We start from the raw sequence: 23266 nt of genomic DNA on the forward strand, positions 1-23266 counted from the left end.
GCTACGAACTGGCGGCTGCGTTCGACCGGGGGACTAGCCTCCCCAACCCGCCGACCCTAGCCTCCCGCCAAAATTGGTCAGGGAGTCGCAACATGGATCGCCGTTCATTCCTCAAGGCGGGCGGAGCAACCGCCGCCGTCGTTCCTTTCGCCACCGGCGCCGCGGCGCAAACCGCACCGGCAACCGCGGCAGCTGGCGATGCCAGGCTCAATGCCCTGTTCGAGGAAATCTTCCAGGACCGAGTAAAGCGCTATCCCGAGCTTGCTAGTTCACTCGGCCTCGACAAAGGCCCCAACGCCGGCTTGAAATCGAAACTGGACGTCCGACCCGTCGAGCAGGCGCGCAAGGAAGACCTGGCGCTGGCGAAGAAGAATCTGGCAGCCATCGAGGCAATCCCGCCCGCCAGCCTGTCGGATGCCGGCCGACTCAATCGCGAAGTCGTCATTTACCAGACCAAGACCGGCATGATTCCGGCCGACAAGTTCAACATCGACAGCGTCCAGCGGCCCTACCCGATCTTCCAGCAAGGCGGCGCCTATTTCTCGACACCCGACTTCCTCGACACTGCGCATACGATCGAGAATGCGGCCGATGCCGAAGCCTATCTCGCCCGCCTGGCGCTGGTCGGGAAATCGCTCGACAACGATAGCGAGGACCAGCGCGCCCAGGCGGCGCGAGGCTTCCTTGCGCCGATCTGGTCGATCGACCTCACCTTGGGTCAGATGCGCAAGCTTCGGGAACCCGCGGCGGAAGCAAATACGCTAGTGAACTCGATTGTCCGCAGGACGGGCGAAAAGAGCATCGCCGGCGACTGGCAAAAACGCGCTGCCGATATCGTCGCGAACAGCGTCTATCCCGCGCTCGACCGCCAGATCGCATTGATGGAGCAGCTGAAGCCGAGCTCGCGACCCGGCGACGGCGCCCAGCGGCTGCCCGACGGCGAGGCCATCTATGCGGCCGCGCTGCTGCAGGCGACGACCACCAATTTTTCGCCGGATGAAGTGCACCGCCTTGGGCTTGCTCAGGTCGCGGAGATCACCGCGGAGCTGGACACCATCCTCAGGGGGGCGGGCTTCACGACCGGCACCGTCGGCGAGCGGCTAGACCAACTCAATCGCTCGGCCGAGCAGCTCTACCCGAACACCGACGAGGGCCGCGCGGCACTGATCGCCAGCCTCAACGAGGGCGTGAAGGACATGAATGCGCGGCTGCCGCGCGCGTTCGCCACGCTCCCGACCCAGCCTCTGGAAATCCGCCGCGTGCCGGTCGAGATTCAGGACGGTGCGTCGAACGGTTATTACAACCGCGCTGCGCTCGATGGATCGCGACCCGCCATCTACTTCATCAACCTGAAGGACGTCGGCGACTGGCCGAAATATTCGCTTCCGGCCCTCACCTACCATGAGGGAACGCCGGGCCACCATCTGCAGATCAGCCTTGCCCAGGAATCGAAGGATATCCCGACCCTCCGCAAGATCGGCGGTTTCTCGGCCTATTCGGAAGGCTGGGCACTTTACGCCGAGGAAGTTGCCGACGAACTCGGTGCCTACAAGGGTATCGAACGGGCCGGATATCTGCAGAGCTTCCTGTTCCGCGCGACCCGGTTGGTGGTCGACACCGGTCTCCATTCCAAAGGCTGGAGCCGGGAGAAGGCGACCGACTATATGGTCGCGACCACCGGTTTTGCCCGGCCGCGCGTCCTGCGCGAAATCGAGCGCTACTGCACTCAGATCGGCCAGGCCTGCAGTTACAAGGTTGGGCACATGGCCTGGAGCCGGGCCCGCAAGGAGGCCCAAGCTGCGCTCGGTGCAAAGTTCGACATCAAGCAGTTTCACGAGGTTCTGAAGGAAGGCGCAATGCCGCTGTCGATCCTTGAGCAGCGGATCAAGCAACGTACCGAGGCGGCGCGGAGGGGCTAAGGAAATGGACCGTAGAGACTTCCTTGCGCGCGGCGGAGTGACAGCGCTCGGTTTGCCACTCCTCGCCGCCGCTTCGCCAGTGAGCGCCGCTCAGGCGGGATCGGGTGACGCGGCGCTCAATGCGGTGTTCGACCAGATCTTCGATCGACTGCTCTCCAACTCGCCGGCTTTCGCGACCAGCCTTGGTCTCGATACCGGCGCGAAAGCAGCGCTCAGGGGTACGTTCGATCCCAAACCCGGCCAGCAGGCGCGGGCCGAGAATGTGGCTCGTCTCCGCGATGCGCTAAAAGCCATCGAGGCAATTCCTCCAGCCAGCCTGTCACCAGCCGCAGCGGTCAATCGGGAGATCGTACTTTACGATATCCGGTCTCAGCTCATGCCGCCGACCCAGTTCGACCTGGACAGCGTTCAGGGGCCCTACCTGATCTCCCAGCAGGACGGTGCCTACTTCTCCATCCCGGACTTCCTCAATTCGGCCCATCCGATCGAAACGGCGTCGGATGCCGAGGCCTATCTGTCACGCCTGGCTGAGTTTCCGCAGATCCTCGATTTCGAAACGGAAGAGCAGAAGCGGCAGGCCGCACGCGGTTTCCTGGCCCCGGCCTGGGCTCTTGAAATGGCATTGGGCCAGATCAGCAAACTGCGCGAACAGCCCGCCGAGAGCAGTGGCCTGGTCCAATCGCTAGTCCGGCGTACGTCGGAAAAGAAGATCGCCGGCGATTGGGCAGCCCGCGCCACGAAGATCGTGAGCGGAGCAGTCTATCCGGCGCTTGACCGGCAGGTCGCGGTTTTGCGCGCATTGCTGCCGACGACCGCGCCCGGCGACGGCGCCACCCGCTTGCCCAACGGCGCGGCAATCCACGCCGCGGCACTGGAACAGGCGACGACCACCAAGATGACCCCGGATGAGGTTCATCAACTGGGCCTCGCGCAGGTCGCCGGATATACGGCCCTTCTCGATCCGCTGCTTCGAACAGCGGGTTACACGCAGGGTTCGGTCGGCGATCGGCTGATCGCGCTGGGGAGTTCGCCGGAACAAGTCTTTCCGAACACCGACCCGGGCCGCGCACAGTTGCTGGCGTCACTCAACACCGCTTACCGAGCGATGCAGGCACGGCTGCCGCGAGCCTTCGCCACGGTCCCGACACAACCGCTGGAGATCCGGCGCGTGCCGCCCGAGATCCAGGACGGCGCGTCGAACGGCTACTACAACCCGGCCTCGCTGGATGGCTCGCGATCAGCGATCTACTGGATCAATCTCAAGAATACCGCCGACCGGCCGAAGTTCGGGCTCAACTCGCTGACCTATCACGAGGGCGTGCCGGGCCATCATCTGCAGATCAGCCTGACCCAGGAATCGAAAGACATTCCGATGCTTCGTAAGGTCAGCTTCTACAATGCTTACGTCGAAGGATGGGCGCTTTATTCCGAACAGCTTGCCGAGGAGATCGGCGGCTATGAGGGGATCGAACGGGCCGGATATCTCCAGTCCTTCCTGTTCCGCTCCGCGCGGCTGGTCGTCGACACCGGGCTAAACTCCAAGGGCTGGAGCCGGGAGAAGGCGGTCGATTATATGGTCCAGACGACCGGCATCACGCGTACGCGCCTGGAGCGGGAGGTGAACCGCTACTGCGTGTCGATCGGGCAGGCCTGCAGCTACAAGATCGGCCACCTCGCATGGACGCGTGCCAGGGCCGAAGCCGAAAAGACGCTGGGCGCGAAATTCGACATCCGGCAATTCCACGAAGTGTTGAAGGAAGGCGCGATGCCGCTGTCGATCCTTCAGGAGCGGATCAAGGCAAGGGCCGAGGCCGCGCTGCGCGGCTAAGTGCAAAGGGAGCGGGTAATGGATCGTCGCGAATTTCTGACAACCGGTGCGGCTGCTCTGACCCTGCCGCTGCTGTCGGCCAACAAGGCCCAGGCCTTGGGCCTTCAGCCGACGGCCGGCACGGGCGACAAGGCGCTCAACGATGTGTTCGAACGCATCTTCCAGGAGCAGGTGCGGACATCGCCGACCTATGCGACCTTCCTCGGCCTCGACAAGGGCGAGCTGGCACCACTCCGCTCCAAGTTCGACACCCGGCCGGTCGCCGCGGCTCGGGCAGAGGAAGCGGCACGCACAGACAAGTTCATCGGCTGGCTGGAAGCGGTGCCGGAGGCCGGGCTGTCGGATGCGGCCAAGCTCAACCGCGAAGTGATCCTGTGGGACCTCAAGACCAACAATGTCGGGCCGAAGCAGTTCGGCATTTCCAACCCGCAAAGCCCCTATGAGGTGAGCCAGCAGGACGGCTCATACTTCTCGATCCCGGACTTCCTCCATAGCGCGCATACGATCGATAATGCGGCCGACGGCGAAGCCTATCTGTCGCGCCTGGCGCAGTTCGCGATGGTGCTGGACAATGAAACCGCCGAAGTGCGCCGTCAGGCGGGGACAGGTTTCCTCGCGCCAGTTTGGGCGCTCGACCTTGCGCTGAAGCAGATGGCGGACCTCCGCGCTCCGACGCCCGAGCAAAGCACCTTGGCGGATTCTCTCGCCAGCCGCGCAGCCGCGAAGAATGTCGCAGGCGAATGGCGCGCTCGCGCAGCCAAGATCGTGGCCGACCAGGTCTATCCTGCACTCGACAAGGAAATCGCCGCGGTCACTGAACTTCGTTCGAAGAGCCGTCCGGGCGATGGCGTTTGGCGCGTGCCGAACGGCGATGAAATCTATGCGGCCGCGCTGGCCGAAGCGACGACCACCAATTTCACCGCCGACGAGATCCACAAGATCGGTCTGGAGCAAGTTGCGGAGATCAGCGCGGAGCTCGACAAGATCCTGCGCTCCGCTGGGCTTACGACAGGTACGGTCGGCGAGCGGCTGACCGAGTTCAACAAGCGGCCCGACCAGCTTTATCCGAACACCGACGAAGGGCGGGTCCAGCTGATCGACGACCTCAATGCCGGCGTAAAGGCGATGTATGCCAAGCTGCCGCAGGCCTTCTCTACCCTCCCCGACCAGCCGCTCGAAATCCGCCGCGTGCCGCCGGAAATCCAGGATGGCGCATCGAACGGCTATTACCGGCAGGCGACCCTCGACGGGTCGCGCCCGGCGATCTACTTCATCAACCTGAAGTCGACCGGCGACTGGCCGAAATATACGCTGCCGGCGCTGACCTATCACGAAGGCGTTCCGGGCCATCACCTGCAGCTCAGCATTGCGCAGAAGTCAGGCGACCTGCCGATGCTTCGCCGCATCGCCTTCTACTCGGCTTATGGCGAAGGCTGGGCGCTCTATTCCGAACAGCTGGCCGACGAGCTTGGCGGATACAAGGACGTCGAGCGTGCCGGATACCTGCAGAGCTTCCTGTTCCGTGCCGAGCGGCTGATCGTCGACACGGGCCTCAACCACAAGCGCTGGACCCGCGAACAGGCGATCGAGCATATGGTCGCAACCACCGGCTTCGCCCATGGCCGGGTGCAGCGCGAGATCGAGCGCTACTGCGCCTCGCCGGGCCAGGCGTGCAGCTACAAGATCGGGCACATCGCCTGGTTGCGGGCGCGACAGAAAGCGCAAAGGGCCCTGGGCTCGAAATTCGACCTGCGCGAATTCCACGAGATCCTTCGCGAAGGCGCCATGCCGCTCACGATTCTCGAGCGGCGGATCGACGAACGGGTCAAGGCGCGGCTGGCGCAAGGTTAGCGAGGCACGTTAACTTCACTATTTGCATGGGCCATCGGACCATTTTTGTGAAGTTAGCGGGACATTGGCCGCAACGATCATTCCAATGCCGACAGTACGAAAGAGCCGGCTGTCATCTTGTCATGGGCGGGTGGCTGTAGGACAGGAAATTCGAACTCTGCACCATCGTCCGCTATGGCTGGAAAGCAGCCGACTTCTCTTCTAGATCGGCACGGACGCTACCGCTCCTAGCTCAACCGGATAGAGCGCCGGGCTTCGAACCCGGAGGTTGGGGGTTCGAGTCCCTCGGAGCGGGCCACGTTCGGCTGCTGCCGCGATCGGGTTGTTACATCCAATTAAGAAGCTTGTTTGCTTTACGTAACAAAAGCTGATTAGCATTGCGTCGGGATGTTGCTTCGCGTTGGGGGGTCAATGATCGATTATCGTCGTGGCGTTGCGAGCAAGCGTAAGAACGGTTTGTGGCACTGGCATCCGGATTGCGAATCCTATCCGATCCAAAGTTTCTCAATTCGGAAGGACAGGCCGAGCGATGACGACCTATGTGCGCGATGCCATGGTCTGGCCCAGGCTGTGAGGACGCGGTCCGCAGCCTAATCGGGGGCTGGACCTCACCGGGCCAGCTGTTCCGCCATTTCGGCAACTTCAAGCCAGCGAAGTTCCGCCGCCTCCACATCGGCCCGATGGCGGGCGATGCGTTCGGTTAGTTCGGCGAAGCGCTTCGGATCGCGGGCAAAGAGGTCGGGGTCGTGCAGCGCTTCCTCGTCGGCCGAGATCGAGGCTTCGAGCTTTTCGATTTCGGCCGGCAGCCTGTCGAAGTCCCGCTGGTCCTTGTAACTGAGTTTGACGGCGGCCGCCTTGGGCTGCGGTGTAGCCGAAGCGGTTGAAGACTCCTTCGGCTTCGCGGGTTTGCGATGGTCCTGATATCTCTTCCGGACCCAATCCTCATAGCCGCCGGCGACAACGTCGACCTTGCCCGACCCGTCGAGCCCCAGCGTCACTGTCACCGTCTTGTCGAGGAAGTCGCGGTCGTGGCTGACGATCAGGACCGTGCCCTCATAGTCGGCGATCACTTCCTGGAGCAGATCCAGCGTCTCTAGGTCGAGGTCGTTGGTTGGCTCGTCCAGCACGAGGAGGTTCGAGGCGCGGGCGAATTCGCGCGCCAGCAGCAGCCGCGACCGCTCGCCGCCCGACAGTGAGCCGACCGGCGCCTCGGTCAGCGACGGATCGAACAGGAATTCCTTCAGATAGCCCTTGATATGCTTCTTCGCGCCGCGGACGTCGATCCAGTCGCCTCCCTCCGCAAGCACGTCTCGAACGCGCTTTTCAGGAGACATCAGCTTGCGCTGCTGGTCGATGACAATGCCTGAGAGGGTCTTGGCTTGGGTCACTGTGCCGGAGTCCGGCTTTAGCTCTCCGGTCAAAAGCTTCAGCAAGGTGGTCTTGCCGGTGCCGTTGGCGCCGACCAGCCCGATACGGTCGCCGCGCTGGATGCGCAGGGTGAAGTCGCGAATGATCGGACGGTCTCCGAACGATTTGGCGACCTGGTCGGCATCGATCACCGTCTTGGTCTTCACATCGTCCTTGGCGAGGCCGAGCTTGGCGCCGCCGGCGGGACCCATCATCGCTGCCCGCTGCGCGCGCATCTCGTTGAGCTTCGCCAGCCTTCCCTGGTTGCGGCGACGGCGCGCGGTCACGCCGCGCTGCAGCCAGTGGAGCTCGAGCGCGAGCTTTGCATCGAGCTTTTCGGCCGCCCGCTGTTCCTCGGCATAGACGGCCTCGGTCCAGGCCTCGAACCCGCCGAAGCCGATTTCGGCGCGGCGGATGTTGCCCCGGTCGAGCCAAAGGCAGCTTTTCGTCAGGCGATTGAGAAAGGTCCGGTCGTGGCTGATGACGATGAAGGCGCCCTTGAAACGCTGCAGCCAATCCTCAAGCCAATCGATCGCGCCAAGATCGAGATGGTTGGTCGGCTCGTCGAGGAACAACACGTCCGGATCCCGAGCCAACGCGCGGACGATCGCCGCGCGCCGCCGCTCTCCACCGCTTGCAGTCGCGACGTCGCGCGACAGGTCGATTCCGATCTGCTGGGCAATTGCCGCCGCTTCGTGGGCCGCCGGAGCGTCGTCGCCCGACAAGATCCAATCCTCGAGCGTCGCATGGCCGCGCATGTCCGTGTCCTGCTCCAGAAGCACGACCTTGGTACCGGGCACGATCTTGCGGGTGCCCTCGTCCGTGTCGACGAGACCGGCGAGGCATTTCAACAAGGTCGTCTTGCCCGCTCCATTACGGCCGATCAGGGCCAGCCGGTCCCTCGGCCCGATGAAAATATCGAGATTGCGGAAGAGCCAACCTTCACCCTGGATCAGGCCGAGGTCTTCAAAGGACAAAATTGGGGGTGCCATCGCGGCGGGCACTAGCTTAGGTTACCCGCTGCGTCACGGGGGTGAGCGCCAATGCTGAACGTTACGCAACAAGGGCATTCATAACTTGTTCAATGCCGGTTCTTTAGTCACATCGGCGAGAGATTTGCTGATGAGCCTGTTCCGTACCCTTGTCCTTGCGCTTTGCGCCGCCAGTGCCGCGGTCGCCACCCCTGCGCTTGCCCGCCCCGCCCATCGCCCGGCGAACGAAGTCGCACGCCTTGCCTGGGACGATCGTCCGCGCGACCAGGATCGTGCCTTCCGCGCCCAGCGCGAGGGACGTTCCATGCCGCTTCCGCAGATCGAGCGGAAAGTCATTCCGCACATGGGCGGCGCCGACTATCTCGGCCCCGAGATGCGCGGTTCCAACGTCCGGATGAAGTTCCTCGACCGTGGCAAGGTCATCTGGGTGGACGTCGACCCGCGAACGGGCCGTATCCTCGGCAAGTCGGACGACTAAGACGCCGCCACCGGCCTGAGAGCCCGCGGCGGCGGCCTAGTGCAATCTTCCTTACTGGCGGCGAAGGAACCAGTCGCTTTCCAGCACTTCGATCCGATGGTCGGTAATGTACCATTGGCCATCGTTGAGTTCGCACGGGAATGCCCGGTTCAGGAAGCTCCGGACTTCGCCAATGCTGGAGAAGAGCTGGGGAAAATCTTCGGCCAGCCAATCGTCCTCATTGCTCAGCGCATTACGCTGCACTTCGCATGCGCCCCGACTGTCGAAAGGCGTGTCGAGATATCCCGGATGATTTGCCGAGGCCGGGCCGGCGACGGCGATTGTTCCGATAACCAGTAAAGCCAAGACCTTCCTCATCGAATGTCTCCTATTTCTGCGCGGGTATCTGAACTCGCGTGGCTCCGCCCAAAGGCCGGAAGGCCTCTCGCGTAGAAATGGATCACCTGATGTGCGATGATGATCTGCCGATCATTTGCCGATGGCGTCGAGCCTTCTTGGTGACCGCAGGGGGAATAGCGCTGGATGAACCTCGCTGATCGAATGCTGACAACATCCGAGTTGGTGGCACGCGGCGACTTTCATTTGGGCGACGTCATCGTCAGCCCTTCCAATCGCACCATGACCGGGCCAGATGGCTCAGTCGTCATTGAGCCAAGGGTCTTGCAGGTCCTGGTGGTTCTCGCCGACGCGGCCGGGACGGTTGTCACCAGGGAGACGCTGTTCGGGCGATGCTGGGGCGGGCTCTATGTTGGCGACGACAGCCTCAACCGAACCATTGCGGCCATCCGCAAGGCGGCAAGCGACGTCGGCTCCACGGAATTCGACCTCAAGACAATTCCACGTACTGGCTACAAGCTGACAGGCGAAGTCCGGGAGGTTTCTCCCCAACCCACGGATGAAACTCACCGGCCGATATCTCGCCGACTTGTGATTGGCGGAGGAGTCGCGGCGGCGGCGATCGGCGGCGGCGCGCTCTGGTGGGCAACCGGTCGTTCAAACGATCCGCGCTTCGATGCATTGATGGCGCGCGGAGACGATGCCTTTCGGGATGGGACCGCGTTCGAGCAATGGGACACCGACGCAACCAATCGCCCGAAACTGATCGAAATCTATGAGGAGGCTACCCGTCTGGAGCCTGACAGCGCCAAGGCCTGGGGCCTCCTGGCCTATTTCCGGACCATGAAGGCAGACGCGGCGCCGGCCAACGTTTCGCCGCGCCTCATTACCGAGGCGAGCGCCACGATCCAGCATGCACTGGAGATCGACGCTAACGAGCCCAACGCGCGGGTCGCGACGTACCTGCTTGAAGGCCGAATGCTCAATTGGATCGATCGGGATCGCCGCCTTCGGGAGATATTGGCCAAGTATCCGGACAATCTGCCGGCCACGATCGAGCTCATGCCGCTACTTCAGGCGGCCGGTTACACGCGCGAGTCCTGGACGTGGAACGAGCGCATACTAAGCGCGTCGCCTCTGGCGCGTCCCTACCTCGTTATTCGCGCACTCAAGCTATGGATCCTGGGCCGGATCCGGGAATCCGACAATGTCATCGATCGGGTACGGGGGCTTTGGCCGGAATATGTGTTCGGCAACTGGGTTCGCTTCATCCTGTTTGCCCTAAGCGATCGCCCTCGCGCAGCCCGCGGCATGTTAGACAGCGCAGCCGAGTTAATGGGCGGATCGGAATGGGCGGAGATGTGGCGAACGGCGCTGGAGGCAATTGAAACGCGCTCGGTGAGGGCAATTGCGGCGACCGAGGCCAAGTGCCTTGAACAGGCGAAGCTCCATCCGATCGTCGTGAATGACCTCGTCATGGTCCTGTGCGCGATGGGGCGGGTGGATGCCGCATTTGAAGTGACCAATGGCTTCCTGCTGTGGCGCGGCAAGATTGTGAGCGCAGACCAGGCGGATGGGAAGGCGATGGACGACTACAGCCGGCGGATGACGCAGTGGCTGTTCACACCGCCGGTTGCCGCCATGAGGGCCGATCCCCGGTTCCTGAAGCTCTGTGACGAGTTCGGCCTAACCGATTACTGGCGGGAACGCGGCGTGCAGCCAGATTATCAGCGCTTCGACTAGAAGCGGCTCTCGATCCCCACCCCGACCATTCGAGGATCTTCTGCGGTCGCTCCATTCGGATCGCCGGATATCAGGGCGAAATTGTCGAACAGGTTGCGCGCATAAGCGAACAGGGTGAACCGCCGCAGATGATATTCGGCCCGGGCATCGACGATCGTGGCGGGTGATATGCGAACATCGGGATTGCCGCTGTCGTCGCTGTAATAATCGCCGTGGTAGCGGGCTTGGGCAGACAGGCGGAGATTCGGCGTTGCTTCCCAGTCCACCGCCGCGGCCACGCTGAAACGGGGCGAGCGGCCGAATTCATTGCCGGCGAATTCTTCATAGCCTGAACCGGTATCGACCAGTTTGGTGCGCAGCAGGCCGATCGAGACCCGTGTCTCGATTCGATCGGTCGGGCGCCAAGCGAGCCCAACCTCTGCTCCGTAACTGTACGCCTTTTGTGCGTTGAACAGATCGGAGAACCCCACCGGAAAGCCGCCGGGAGCATTGACGAAGATCCCGTTCGCCCGCTGCGCATCCTCCATGTCGTAGTAGAAAAGATTGGCGGACAGGTCGGCGCGGCTGCCGGCCAGGCGCGCGCGGACGAATGCCTCATAGTCCCAGAGAAATTCCGCCTCAAAATTGTCAGGCTCGCCGGTGTCCAAACGAAGGGTCGTCCCGCCCGGGTTATAGGCGCGCTGGGCCAAGGCGCCGACGCGCACGTCCGAGCTCAGGTCGTAGGCCAGCGACAGCTTGGGCAGCCAGGCATGGAACGTCCGGTCGAAATCGAGCGGCACGCTCTCCTCTTCCGCGACAAATGCACCGGTGCGGTCCTGTCGGTCTTGCTGATAGCGAAGGCCGACAGTGAGGGTCATGCGCGGCAGGACCACGATGCTGGTCTCGCCAAACAGGCCGAACGAGCCTTGCTTGTCATCGAAACGGCCGATGCCGCTAAGTAATGACAGGTCGATGGACTGGCGCAGCTGCTGGTGCGTTCGGCTGACTCCGGCAACCCCCTGCAGAGACCCTACTGGCGACCAGTTGAGGATCGCTTCCGCCGACCAGTCGCGGCCGTCGATTTGCGTTTGGCCGAGGCCCGGGAACGCCAGCCGCCGCGTGTCGCTGTCACCGCCAGTGATCACCACTTCCAGGGCGAGATCGGGTGCCAGCGGCTGGTGCGCGGTCGCGGTCAGTGAATCGACGTTGATCTTGAAAACACCGTAAAATCCATTCTCGTCGCGCCTTTCCCGAAACGGTTGGGTGAGGCCGACAATTTGCGGGGCCTGGGAATGGGTGTGGCTGTAGACCAGCTCAAATCGCGCGCCGGGGTTCCAACTCGGTATTGCCAGCAGCTTGACGCGAGCCAGACCGAAAACGTCGTGGTTCGGATCGCCATCCTCGATCCGGTCGGCAATGTGACTGGTCGTGTGGCTGTAGCGGATGTCGCCCGCGACACGGAATGCCACCTCGTCGGTTATGGGACCTGACGCCAGGGCAGAGAATTGGCCGGTGCGATAATTGCCGCCGATCGCTCTGGCACGATGCTCGGGCTTCGATGTCGGGTCGTTGCTGTAGACAAAGATGGCGCCGGCGATCGAATTCTGGCCCTGGGTGGTGGTCTGCGGACTTCGGAAAACCTCGACACGGTCGAGATCCCAAGCCGGCTGTGCCCCGAAGACGAATTCGTTGTAGGTCATTCGCCTGCCGTCCACGATCAGCGTCGTTCGCGGCCGGTTACCGCCGAGGAATGCCGGAAGCGCCTGCAGCGCGCCGGTCGTATCCTGGCCGCGGATCGCGGGACCTTCGCTCCCATTGCCGAGCTGGACGTTCGGGATCAGCGCCAGCAGCTGGTCGACCCTGTCCGCAGATTGCGCCTCGATGTCGCGCTCGCTCACAAGCGACAGGCTTGAAGCGGTCTCGCGCAGAGTCCTTGGAATCCGCTCGCCAGTGACGACAATCTCGTCCCCTTGCTGCTCTTGCGGCTGGTCGATGCCCGGATCGTCGATCACGGCAACCATCGCCATCGATGCAGCGCAGGCCAAAGAGAGCATCGATCCCCCCGTATCGGACCCTGCCAACCTAATCTTTTCGGCACCGAAACGGCAACTCTCTGCTAAAGAGGGCCGGATTGACTTTTGCCCTTCGTGCTTCAGAGCTCGTTGCGGACAAGCAACCGTTCAGCTTCGCGCGTGTTTGTGACAGCGAGCAAATTTTCGAGGAATGAATTCATGCGCGTGTTGATTGTCGAGGACGAACCCAATCTGGGCCGCCAGCTCCGTTCGACACTGGAGGGCGCCGGCTATGCCGTCGATCTGGCGACGGACGGCGAGGATGGCCACTATCTGGGTTCGACCGAAAGCTATGATGCGGTGGTGCTCGACCTTGGCTTGCCCGAGATCGACGGCCTGACCGTGCTGGACCGCTGGCGCAAGGAAGGGCGCAAGATGCCCGTACTGGTGCTGACCGCCCGCGACAGCTGGTCGGACAAGGTTGCTGGTCTTGATGCCGGCGCCGACGATTATCTGGCCAAGCCGTTCCAGACCGAAGAGCTGATCGCGCGGCTTCGCGCGCTCATCCGCCGTGCGGCGGGCGTTGCGTCGTCGGAACTGATTGCCGGTGACATCCGGCTCGACACTCGGTCGGGCAAGGTCACCAAGGCGGGCGAACCGGTGAAGCTGACCGCTCAGGAATATAAGCTGCTGAGCTACCTCATGCACCACAAGGGCAAGGTGGTCAGCCGGACCGAGCTGATCGAACATATCTACGACCAGGATTTCGACCGTGACAGCAACACGATCGAGGTGTTCGTGACGCGTATCCGCAAGAAGCTGGGCGCGGATACGATCACCACCATTCGCGGCCTTGGCTACAGCCTTGAGGATCCCGGCGCTTGAGTGAGGCCGCCTCGGAACAGGCGGTGGTGAAAGTCAGGGAACGCCGCGGCGGGTCGCTTACGCGGCGAATGATCACGATTGCCGCGATCTGGATCGGCGCACTCCTGCTGATCGGCGGCTATGCGCTCGACCGGGTGCTGGCACGCGGGATCGTGCAGAATTTCGACCAGCAGCTCGAATATGTGCTGAACGCGATGATCGCGGCATCCGAGATCGGGCCCGAGGGCGAAGTTCGCTTTTCGAGGCCGCCTGCCGACCAGCGGTTCCTGGAGCCTTATTCGGGTGCCTATTTCCAGATCAGCGGCAAGGGCCAGGAGGTCTTTCCTTCGAGATCGCTGTGGGATCGCAGGCTCAAGGCCGACGAGGCGCACAACGACGTAGAGCTGCACAAGCGCGACAGCTTTGAATTCGAAGGGGAGCCGCTGCGCATATTGGAGCGCGACGTCGTCTTGCCGGGGTCCGACGTCCGCTGGCGGTTCCAGGTAGCGCAATCGCGCGAGGCGATCGACGGGCAGCTAAAGGAGTTGCGTTCGACGCTGGTGCGAAGCTTCGCTGCACTGGGTCTGGGCCTGCTGGTGCTGGCGGCATTGCAGGCGATCTACGGGTTGTGGCCGCTGCGCCGGATTCGGCGCGAAGTTTCCGCGATCCGAAGCGGCATGCAAACCCGGATCGCAGAGGATTTTCCGAGGGAAGTCGAGCCGCTGGTCGACGAGATCAACGAACTTCTGGCCCATAGCGAGGCGCAGGCCGAAGAGGCTCGTCGGCATGCGGGCAACCTAGCCCATGCGCTGAAGACCCCGCTGACCGTAATCACCAACGCGGCGACCGCCCATTCGAGCGATCTCAACGATACTGTCATCCGCGAGGCATCCGTGATGCGCCGTCAGGTGGATCACCATCTTGCCCGAGCCCGAGCGATCGGGCGGCGTGCGTCGGCGCAGGCCAGGGCAACGGTCTGGGAAAGCGCGGAAGCCGTCGAGCGTGCCGTTTCGACGCTCTATCCGCACGTCACCATCGATTTGGTCGGAAGCAAGGACCCACAGGTCCGTGTGGAACGGCAGGATCTGGACGAAATGCTGGGCAACCTCGTCGAGAATGCCGCCAAATATGGGAATGGCCGGGTGTTCATCACCGTCGATCCGGCAATCAATGGCCGGGTCACGGTACAAATCGAAGATGACGGGCCGGGCATCGCCGAAGCGGAGCGGACCGAGATGTTCGAGCGAGGGAAACGGCTCGACACGACCGGCAAGCCCGGAACCGGACTTGGCCTCGCGATCGTTCGCGATGTGGCCGAAATCTATGGCGGCAAGATCTCGCTCGACGAGAGCGAGGATCTGGGCGGGCTTTTGGTCACATTGTCACTACCCGAAGCGCCGCAGCAGATTGCCGCCTGACCATTCATCGAAATGGGCTTGGCAGCGACAGTGCGAGCACTACCTTCGCGCGCTTGAGTTTAGGGTAAGGGGCTGATTCAATGTCGAAAAAATTCCTGCTTCTGGCGGCTGCGTCTATTTTTGCAGTCGCGCCGGCAACCGCGCGCAACGGTCAGCCGACCTTCGCGCCCTGGGGTGTCGACCTCACCGCGATGGATTCCACGGTGAAGCCGGGCGACAATTTCTTCCAGTACGTCAATGGGGCCTGGTCGAAGCGGACCGAGATCGCGCCCGACCGGACCTTCGTCGGTATCGATTCCGTCCTCAACGACCAGATCGACCGCGATGTGCGCGCGATCGTCGAGGATATGGCCAAGGACAGCGCAAGCTCCGGCCACATCGGTCAGCAGATCGGCGATTTCTACGGAAGCTGGATGGATGAGGCGACCATTGCAGCCAAGGGTCTCGCCCCGCTGAAGCCGCACCTCGACCGGATCGCGGCGGTCAAGAACAAGGCGGAACTGGCCGACCTGTTTGCGATCGTCGGTTATCCCTCGCCGGTCAGCCTCTCGATCTTCCCGGACCTGTCGGACCCGACGCGCTACGGCGTCTACACCGGCCAGGGCGGACTCGGACTTCCGAACCGCGATTATTACCTGCTCGAGGGCGCCAAATATGATGGCTATCGCGCAGCCTATAAGGGCTATTTGACCAAGCTGTTCACGCTCGCCGGTATCTCGGATGCTGCCGCCAGGGCGGATCGGGTCTACGCCCTCGAAGCAGCCATCGCGAAGGTCCACTGGAAGCCGGAAGATAGCCGCGACGTCAGCAAGATCTACAATCCGATGGATCGCGCGAAGCTGGCCAGTTTCGCGCCGCAGCTGCAGTGGGACCGGGCACTTCCAAAGCTTGGCCTGGGCGACCTCAAGACGGTCGTGGTGATGGAAACCAGCGCGGTCCAGGAAACCGCCAAGCTGATCGACAGCGTGCCGCTCGACACGTGGAAGGATTATGAAGCCGCCCGCTTCATCAGCAACCACGCGACCTATCTGCCCAAGGAGTTCGACCAGGCACGGTTCGATTTCTATTCGAAGACCTTGCGCGACGTTCCCACCCAGCGCGACCGCTGGAAGCGCGGCGTCGACCTGGTCAACGGCGCACTCGGCGAGGCTGTCGGCCAGATTTACGTCCAGCGCCACTACCCGCCCGAAGCTAGCCGCCAGATGGGCGAGCTCATCCAGAATTTCCGGGCGGCGCTACAGGAAAAGATCGAGACCAACAGCTGGATGGACGCGGCGACAAAGAAGGAAGCGCTGGCCAAGCTCGCCACCTTCGATCCGCGCACCGGGCATCCGGTAAAATACATCGATTATTCGACGTTGAAGGTCGATCGATCCGACCTGCTCGGCAACTACATGCGGTCCGAACAATTCGACTGGAACCTTGAACTGGAGCGGATGAAGAAGCCGGTCGACCGGGCCCTGTGGGGAATGACCCCGCAGACCAACAACGCCTATTATGATCCGACGCAGAACCAGATCACCTTCCCGGCCGCGATCCTGCAGCCGCCCTATTTTGATCCGGATGCGGATGCGGCCGCCAATTACGGCAGCATCGGCGCCACCATCGGCCATGAAATCGGTCATGGCTTCGACGACCAGGGTCGCAAGTTCGACGGTTCGGGCAAGCTTCGCGACTGGTGGACCGAGGCCAGCGCCAAGCAATATGACGCACGCGCGCAGCGGCTGGTGAAGCAATATGACGCCTATGAGCCGATCCCCGGCGTACATATCAAGGGGCAGCTGACGCTGGGCGAAGACCTCGGCGACCTGGGCGGTCTGGAAGTCGCTTACTCCGCCTATCGCCGCTATGTCGCGACGCACGGTGAGCCGCCGGTGATCAACGGCATGACCGGCGACCAGCGCTTCTTCGTCGCCTATGGCTACAGCTGGCAGCGCAAGAACCGCGAAGGCGCGCTCCGCGCCCAGCTCCTGACCGACGAACACTCACCGGCCGAGTATCGCGTCAACGGCGTCGTCCGGAACATGGACGAATGGTACAAGGCCTTCAACGTGAAGCCGGGCAACAAGATGTACCTGCCGCCGGAAGAGCGGGTTCGCATCTGGTAGGCGCCGCTCGATCGTCATTGCGAGGAGCGTGAGCGACGAAGCAATCCACGATGCTGGATTGCTTCGCTCCGCTCACAATGACGCACTTCCTTGCCCTCGCGCACAACGCGCATTACGGCGGCGGCCGTGACTGCGTCTATCCACCAGCTGGGCGACAAGCGCGCCCCTTCGCTCGACCCGATGATCGCGCTGACCGCGGCCGACATGAATGCGGTCAATGCCGTTATCCTGGACCGTATGCAGTCCAAGGTGTCGATGATCCCCGAACTTGCGGGTCATTTGATCGCCGGCGGCGGCAAGCGGATGCGGCCCATGCTGACGCTCGCGAGCGCGGCGATGCTCGATTACACCGGAACGCGGCACCACAAGCTGGCCGCGGCCGTGGAGTTCATCCACACGGCGACCCTGCTTCACGACGATGTCGTCGATGGCTCCGGCATGCGGCGTGGCAAGCGCACGGCCAACATGATCTGGGGCAATCCGGCGAGCGTGCTGGTCGGCGATTTTCTATTTTCCCGCGCGTTCGAGTTGATGGTCGAGGACGGCAGCCTGAAGGTGCTGCGCATCCTCAGCCACGCATCGGCCGTCATCGCCGAGGGCGAGGTCGACCAGCTGACCGCCCAGCGTCAGGTCGAGACCAGCGAAGAACATTACCTGCAGATCATCAATGCCAAGACCGCCGCGCTATTCGCCGCGGCCTGCCGGATTTCGCCGGTCGTCGCCGAGGCCGGCGAGGAAGCGGAAGAAGCGCTGGAGGCCTATGGCCGCTACCTCGGTATTGCCTTCCAGCTGGTCGACGATGCGATCGATTATGCGTCGGACGCCGAGACGATGGGCAAGGGCCAGGGCGACGATTTCCGCGATGGAAAGGTCACCTTGCCCGTCATCCTCGCTTATGCCCGGGGATCGACCGAAGATCGCAAATTCTGGAAGGCAGCGATGCAGGGCGATCGTACAAGCGACGAAGACCTTGCTCATGCCACGAGACTGATTTTTGAAACCGGAGGCTTGTCCGATACGCTGGAACGGGCGCGACATTACGGCCGCCGGGCGATTGACGCGCTGGCAATGTTCCCGGCAAGTCGTACCAAGTCGGCCTTAACCGAAGCGGTCGAATTCGCGGTCTCAAGGGCTTATTGAGGTGACTATGCGTATCAGACGTTCCGCACTGCTTTTCTTCGCCGCCGCTGCCTTTATTTCGACGGCCGCCAACGCGGCCCAGCTGACGGTGATGAAGTCGCCCTATTGCGGCTGCTGCGCCAAATGGATCGAACATGTCCAGCAGCATGGTTTCACGGTGAAGGTGGTCGACACCGAGGATATGGCGGCGGTCAAGAAACGGCTGGGCGTGCCCGACAAGCTGGCCAGCTGTCACACGACGATGGCGGGCGGATACTTCATCGAAGGGCATGTGCCCGCAGCCGACATCAAGCGATTGCTGGCGCAGAAGCCCAAGGCGACCGGCATCGCCGTTCCCGGAATGCCGGCCGGTTCGCCCGGAATGGAAATGGCCGGCAAGGAGCCCTACGCCACCATCCTCGTCCGCGGCGACGGGACGACCGGCGTGTTCGCCCGGCACTAAGTCCGGACGACTAGTATTATTCCCGATGGCTGGCCCGTTTCGGCTCGGCCATCGTCCGGGTCATGAAGCGCCTCACCCTCTCCCTCACCGCAGCAGCGCTGCTTTCCCTTCACGGCCCTGCCCTCGCCCAACAGGTCGAGCTTAAGGGCCGGCCGGTCCTTCAAGCCGTCGAGGGCCTGAAGCCCGGCCAGTACGTCTGGAACCCCGAAGCGGCGCCGGACGGGCCGGTGCTGATGGTGGTCAACCTCGCGACACAGCGCGCGGTCCTGTTCCGCAACGGCGTTCCGATCGGCGCTTCGACGATATCTTCCGGCAAGCCCGGATATGACACCCCGACCGGCGTCTTCACCGTGCTGGAGAAGAAGCAGGAGCATTATTCGAAGACCTATAACAATGCGCCGATGCCCAACATGCAGCGGCTGACGTGGAAGGGCATTGCGCTCCATGCCGGCAACCTGCCCGGATATCCGGCGTCGCACGGATGCATTCGCCTTCCGATGAAATTTTCGAGCCTGCTGTTCGGTGCGACAAAGCTTGGCATGACAGTCATCATCACTAGCCTGCCGGTCACGCCAAACCGGTCCGAAGCCCCGGATTTCGCCGCACCGATCGCGCCGAACACGACCACCTTGGCGCGCGCGCCCTATGAATGGAATCCGGACAAGTCGAAGTCAGGCCCGGTTTCGGTAATCGTCAGCACCTCTGATCAGCGCGCGATCGTACTTCGCAACGGGGTCGAGATCGGCTCTGCCCCCGCGCGCGTCGCCGGCGCGGTGAACGGCGGATGGGCCTACGCCCTGCGCGCCTGGGACGACACGGGGCAGCACTGGCTGCGGCTGCAATTCGCGGGATCGGGATCGGGGATGGAAGTCGCGCCCGGCGAGGGCAATCGGTTCGATACGCCGTGGGATTTCAAGCATGCTGTGCAGACCGTCCTTCGTCCGGGGAGCATCATCATCGTGACGCCGCAGTCGCTGAAGGCCGGCAGCTCCGGCAGTTCCGCGACCGTCATCGAGAATGAGGAGAGCGCGCTCTAGCTAGCGCTGTCCCAACCGGTCGCGATCTGACATTAGCGTCGGTCGATGAGCCGGATTGCCCTTCCCATCGATGAGGTATTGCTCACCTTGCGCGAAGCGCTTCGCGCGGGGCCGAGCGCCTTGCTGATCGCGCCGCCGGGCGCGGGCAAGACGACGCGGGTGGCGCCGGCGTTGCTGGACGAGCCATGGGTCGAGGGGCGGCAGATATTGCTACTTGTGCCGCGCCGGCTCGCCGCCCGAAGCGCGGCTGAATATATGGCGCGGGAACGCGGCGAGGATGCGGGCGCAACAATCGGCTATACCACCAGGCTCGATAGCCGGGTCGGCAAGTCGACGCGCGTCATTGCGATGACGCATGGCGTTTTCCTGTCGCGGATCCAGGCGGACCCGGAGTTGGCGGACGTCGCCGCCGTTTTGTTCGACGAAGTGCATGAGCGGAGCCTGGACAGCGATCTTTCGCTCGCGCTGACACTCGACGCGGCCAAGGAATTGCGGCCCGACCTACGCATCCTGCCGATGTCGGCGACGCTCGATGGGGAGCGGTTCGGGCGGCTGCTGGGCGATCCGCCGCGGATCGAAAGCGAGGGCAAAAGCTATCCGCTGACCCTCGTCCACGAGGGACGCGACACGGCGCAGAAGATCGAACCTCAGGTAGCGAGCGCCATCCGCCGCGCTATGAACGAGTTTGACGGTTCGGTCCTCGCCTTCCTGCCGGGCGTCGCCGAGATCGAGCGGACGGCGGAGGCATTGGGCAACCTACCTCCGAATGTCGTGCTGCATCGGCTGCACGGAGGGATAGAACCGGCAGCCCAGCGCGCGGCTCTTGCATCACCCAAGCCGGGCACGCGCAAGCTGGTGCTGGCCAGCGCGATCGCCGAAACCAGCCTGACCCTCGACGATGTGCGGATCGTCATCGACAGCGGACTTGCGCGTCGCCCGCGCTACGATCGCGGCGCGGGACTGACGCGGCTGGTTACCGAGCGGGCCAGCCGGGCCGCCGTCACGCAGCGCGCCGGGCGTGCGGCGCGCCAAGGACCGGGCATCACCATCCGATTGTGGGAGGAAGCGGCCAATGCCGCCCTCCCCGCGCACGACCCGCCGGAGATATTGGAAGCGGACCTGTCGAGCCTGATGCTGACCAGCCTGCTGTGGGGGGAGAGCGATCCGACGCGGCTGCCCTTCCTTGATCCCCCGCCTGCGCCGGCGATGGCGGAGGCAAGGCAGCGATTGGAGCGGCTGGGGGCGATCGATGGCGACGGCCACATCACAGCGCACGGCCGGGCGATTGCGGCGATTCCGCTGGAACCAAGGCTGGCGCATATGCTGATCGAGGCCGGGAGGCGCGGGTTCGCCAGCGCGGCGGCGGACGCAGCCGCGCTGCTGACCGAGCGAGGCTTGGGCGGCAACGATCCGGACCTGGAGCTGCGCCATCGCCGATGGATGGGCGACCGGTCGCCACGGGCCCAGGCGGCGCGGGGGATGGCCGGAAGATGGGCCAAGGGCAAGGGCGGTGAGAAATCTGCCGCGCATGACATAGCGCGATCCATAGCCCTCGCCTTTCCCGACCGGCTTTCCCGGCGGCGCGATGCATCGGGCGAGCAATGGCAGTCGGTTGGCGGGCGCGGGTTTCGGCTGGATCCTACATCACCGCTGGCGCGGAGCGAGTGGCTGGCGGTTGCGGAGGTCGCGGGTGCAGCGGCGGGGGCCCGGATCCTGTCAGCCGCCGCGATGACAGCGACAGAGGTCGAGGCGCTTTTCGCCAGTGAGATCGAGACCTTCAGTGAAGCGAAGTTCGATCCGGCCACGTCGGCGATCAGCGCGACCAAGGGCCGCAAGCTGGGTTCGATCAAGCTGTCATCATCGCCCGATCCAAGGCCTGATCAGACCGCGATCGAGGCCGGACTTCTCGACGCGGGGCGACGTCACGGCCTATCGCTGTTGCCGTGGAGCGAGGCGGCGGTTGCGCTTCGGCAACGCGCGGCCTTTGCAGCCCAGCATGATCCGGATGTGCCGGACCTCAGCGATGCGAAGTTGTTGGAGCGGCTTGAAGAGTGGCTGGCACCGCTGCTGGTGGGGAAACGAAGGCTGGACGCGATCGGATCAGGCGCCCTCAATAATGCGCTGCAGGGCCTTCTTGGCTACGAAGCGGGGCGCGCGATCGATCGGCTGGCCCCGTCGCAGTTCAACACGCCGGCCGGGTCGTCCCATGCGATCGACTATTCATCGACCGGCGGTCCGACCGTCGAGGTGCGCGCGCAGGCGCTCTATGGCCTCAAGGATCATCCGATGGTCGCCGGCGGGCGGGTGCCGCTGACCTTGTCCATCACCTCCCCCGCGCATCGGCCGATCCAGACGACCAAGGACCTCCCCGCATTCTGGGCCGGAAGCTGGCGAGACGTCGCGAAGGAGATGCGCGGGCGATATCCGAAACATCCCTGGCCGGACGATCCCGGGGCCGCCGCGCCGACACTCAAGACCAAGCGGGCGTCAGGAAATAGTTGATTTGGCGAGCCAGCTACGCCAATCCGCGCCCATGACCGTCGCCCGCATCATCGAAGAACAGCGCAAGACCACCCAGTCCGGCAAGGCCCAGGACGGCCGCTGGACCCTGGAGTTCGAGCGGCAGGAGGCGCAGCGCCCCGATCCGCTGACCGGTTGGAACGGTAGCGGCGACACGAAGACCCAGGTTCGCCTGCGCTTCAACAGCAAGGATGAGGCGCTGGCCTATGCAACGCGGAAGGGCTTCGAGGTTCACATCGTCCCGGCGCCGCCGGTGTCGATGAAGATCCAGGCTTACGCGGACAATTTCCGCTAGGGCTCAGCCCGTCCCGCGTTCCAGCAGGAAATCGCGGATCATCGGCATTGCGTTGCTGTCATAGCTTGCGAGGACATGCCTTGGCCCCGCGACATCGAAGTGACTGAGCAGCCTAAGGCCATTCCAATAGTGAAGCGCGAAGGCGGGCGGATCGGCGAGGATCAGCGGACGTCCGTCGGGGCGTAGCGGATCGATGTCGTCAAGATCGAGCGCTACCCAGGGCGCGGTCGACGGGCAGATGCTGAGCGACTTGCCGGCGAAGCTGGTGGCGATCGGCCGGTGGACATGGCCGGCGATCATCCCGACGACCTGCTTCGCGGGCCTGACCACCGCCTCCAGCCGCTGCACCCAGGCTTCGCAATCCAGCGCGCTCATCCAGTCGATGCCGGTGTCGACCGGCGGGTGGTGGAGGATGATGACGGTCGGTACGTCCTTGCGCTCGCGCAGCCGCTTCTTCAGCCAGGCCGCACGCTGTTCGCAGATCATCCCGCCGTGGCGGCCGGGATCGAGCGTGTCGAGGACGATCCACCGCACCTCGCCATGGTCGACCTCATATTGAAGGAAGCCGTTCTCGTCGGTGGGTACGTCGGGGAAGGTCGCGCGAAAGCCCTCGCGGCTGTCATGATTGCCGAGCGCCCAGACGATCGGGCCCTCCCAGCGGGCAATGAGCGCTTTCATGTGCCGATAGGCGTCGAGGTCGTCGCCGCGTTCGACCAGATCGCCGGTGACCAGCAGGAGCGACGGCTTCTGCCGCATCCCGTTCAGCTGATCGATCACCATGTTGAGGCGCCGGACGTTGATTTCGTGCGGATTGTCGCGGTCGAAACCGATGTGCAGGTCCGTCACCTGCGCCACCAAGATGCCGTCGATCGATGGTCGTCTTGCCAAGTCGATACC

General features: G+C 63.5%; 17 protein-coding genes and 1 tRNA gene. 14 read left to right on the plus strand and 4 right to left on the minus strand.

All coding sequences use genetic code 11. The annotated features are described in order from the left end of the window. Nucleotides 1–8: 8 nt before the first annotated feature. From LZ496_RS05635 to LZ496_RS05650, 4 genes are all read left to right on the plus strand, one after another. Complete coding sequence (locus LZ496_RS05635) at nucleotides 9–1919, plus strand: DUF885 domain-containing protein (RefSeq protein ID WP_283937963.1); 1911 nt, start codon at nucleotides 9–11, stop codon at nucleotides 1917–1919. Between the two features lie 4 nt (nucleotides 1920–1923). Beyond that, a complete protein-coding gene (locus LZ496_RS05640) occupies nucleotides 1924–3747 on the plus strand; it encodes a DUF885 domain-containing protein (RefSeq protein WP_249903610.1) in 1824 nt (607 codons plus the stop codon). An 18-nt stretch (nucleotides 3748–3765) separates the two neighbouring features. Continuing rightward, nucleotides 3766–5598, plus strand: coding sequence for a DUF885 domain-containing protein (locus LZ496_RS05645; protein WP_249903611.1), 1833 nt, complete (start codon nucleotides 3766–3768; stop codon nucleotides 5596–5598). A 221-nt stretch (nucleotides 5599–5819) separates the two neighbouring features. Further along, nucleotides 5820–5896 (plus strand) — tRNA-Arg (locus tag LZ496_RS05650). 310 nt (nucleotides 5897–6206) lie between these two features. Here the strand turns inward: LZ496_RS05650 and LZ496_RS05655 are convergent. Continuing rightward, complete coding sequence (locus LZ496_RS05655; protein ID WP_249903612.1) at nucleotides 6207–7997, minus strand: ABC-F family ATP-binding cassette domain-containing protein; 1791 nt, start codon at nucleotides 7995–7997, stop codon at nucleotides 6207–6209. 130 nt (nucleotides 7998–8127) lie between these two features. Between LZ496_RS05655 and LZ496_RS05660 the strand changes: the two genes are divergently transcribed. Then, on the plus strand, nucleotides 8128–8475 hold the full coding sequence (locus LZ496_RS05660) for a hypothetical protein (RefSeq protein WP_249903613.1): 348 nt from the start codon (nucleotides 8128–8130) through the stop codon (nucleotides 8473–8475). A gap of 51 nt (nucleotides 8476–8526) precedes the next feature. Here LZ496_RS05660 and LZ496_RS05665 read toward each other — a convergent pair whose 3' ends face one another. Further along, nucleotides 8527–8832 carry a hypothetical protein gene (locus LZ496_RS05665; protein WP_249903614.1) on the minus strand — a complete coding sequence of 102 codons (306 nt, stop codon included), beginning with the start codon at nucleotides 8830–8832 and terminating at the stop codon, nucleotides 8527–8529. Between the two features lie 165 nt (nucleotides 8833–8997). Between LZ496_RS05665 and LZ496_RS05670 the strand changes: the two genes are divergently transcribed. Continuing rightward, entirely contained in the window at nucleotides 8998–10554 is a 1557-nt protein-coding gene (locus LZ496_RS05670; protein WP_249903615.1) for a winged helix-turn-helix domain-containing protein, read from the plus strand. Here the strand turns inward: LZ496_RS05670 and LZ496_RS05675 are convergent. Further along, entirely contained in the window at nucleotides 10551–12587 is a 2037-nt protein-coding gene (locus LZ496_RS05675; protein WP_249903616.1) for a TonB-dependent receptor, read from the minus strand. The genes LZ496_RS05670 and LZ496_RS05675 overlap by 4 nt on opposite strands. 177 nt (nucleotides 12588–12764) lie before the next feature. Between LZ496_RS05675 and LZ496_RS05680 the strand changes: the two genes are divergently transcribed. The 8 genes from LZ496_RS05680 (at nucleotide 12765) to LZ496_RS05715 (ending at nucleotide 22369) form a co-directional block, all read left to right on the plus strand. Beyond that, a complete protein-coding gene (locus LZ496_RS05680) occupies nucleotides 12765–13430 on the plus strand; it encodes a response regulator transcription factor (protein WP_249903617.1) in 666 nt (221 codons plus the stop codon). A gap of 68 nt (nucleotides 13431–13498) precedes the next feature. Further along, on the plus strand, nucleotides 13499–14827 hold the full coding sequence (locus tag LZ496_RS05685) for a sensor histidine kinase (RefSeq protein ID WP_249903873.1): 1329 nt from the start codon (nucleotides 13499–13501) through the stop codon (nucleotides 14825–14827). A gap of 80 nt (nucleotides 14828–14907) precedes the next feature. After that, the gene (locus tag LZ496_RS05690; protein ID WP_249903618.1) at nucleotides 14908–16935 is read left to right on the plus strand and encodes a M13 family metallopeptidase; all 2028 of its coding nucleotides are present in this window, start codon (nucleotides 14908–14910) and stop codon (nucleotides 16933–16935) included. A 126-nt stretch (nucleotides 16936–17061) separates the two neighbouring features. Then, a complete protein-coding gene (locus LZ496_RS05695) occupies nucleotides 17062–18075 on the plus strand; it encodes a polyprenyl synthetase family protein (protein ID WP_249903619.1) in 1014 nt (337 codons plus the stop codon). A gap of 7 nt (nucleotides 18076–18082) precedes the next feature. Further along, entirely contained in the window at nucleotides 18083–18517 is a 435-nt protein-coding gene (locus LZ496_RS05700; RefSeq protein WP_249903620.1) for a DUF411 domain-containing protein, read from the plus strand. A gap of 62 nt (nucleotides 18518–18579) precedes the next feature. Beyond that, a complete protein-coding gene (locus LZ496_RS05705; protein ID WP_249903621.1) occupies nucleotides 18580–19554 on the plus strand; it encodes a L,D-transpeptidase family protein in 975 nt (324 codons plus the stop codon). Between the two features lie 45 nt (nucleotides 19555–19599). Then, a complete protein-coding gene (gene hrpB / locus LZ496_RS05710) occupies nucleotides 19600–22056 on the plus strand; it encodes an ATP-dependent helicase HrpB (protein ID WP_249903622.1) in 2457 nt (818 codons plus the stop codon). 31 nt (nucleotides 22057–22087) lie between these two features. Next, on the plus strand, nucleotides 22088–22369 hold the full coding sequence (locus LZ496_RS05715; RefSeq protein WP_249903623.1) for an NADH dehydrogenase ubiquinone Fe-S protein 4: 282 nt from the start codon (nucleotides 22088–22090) through the stop codon (nucleotides 22367–22369). A gap of 3 nt (nucleotides 22370–22372) precedes the next feature. Here the strand turns inward: LZ496_RS05715 and LZ496_RS05720 are convergent, their stop codons facing one another. Next, a complete protein-coding gene (locus tag LZ496_RS05720) occupies nucleotides 22373–23257 on the minus strand; it encodes a phosphodiesterase (RefSeq protein ID WP_249903624.1) in 885 nt (294 codons plus the stop codon). Between the last annotated feature and the right edge of the window lie 9 nt (nucleotides 23258–23266).

It is taken from the genome of Sphingomonas caseinilytica, assembly GCF_023516455.1.
In the GTDB taxonomy this organism is placed as follows: domain Bacteria; phylum Pseudomonadota; class Alphaproteobacteria; order Sphingomonadales; family Sphingomonadaceae; genus Sphingomicrobium; species Sphingomicrobium caseinilyticum.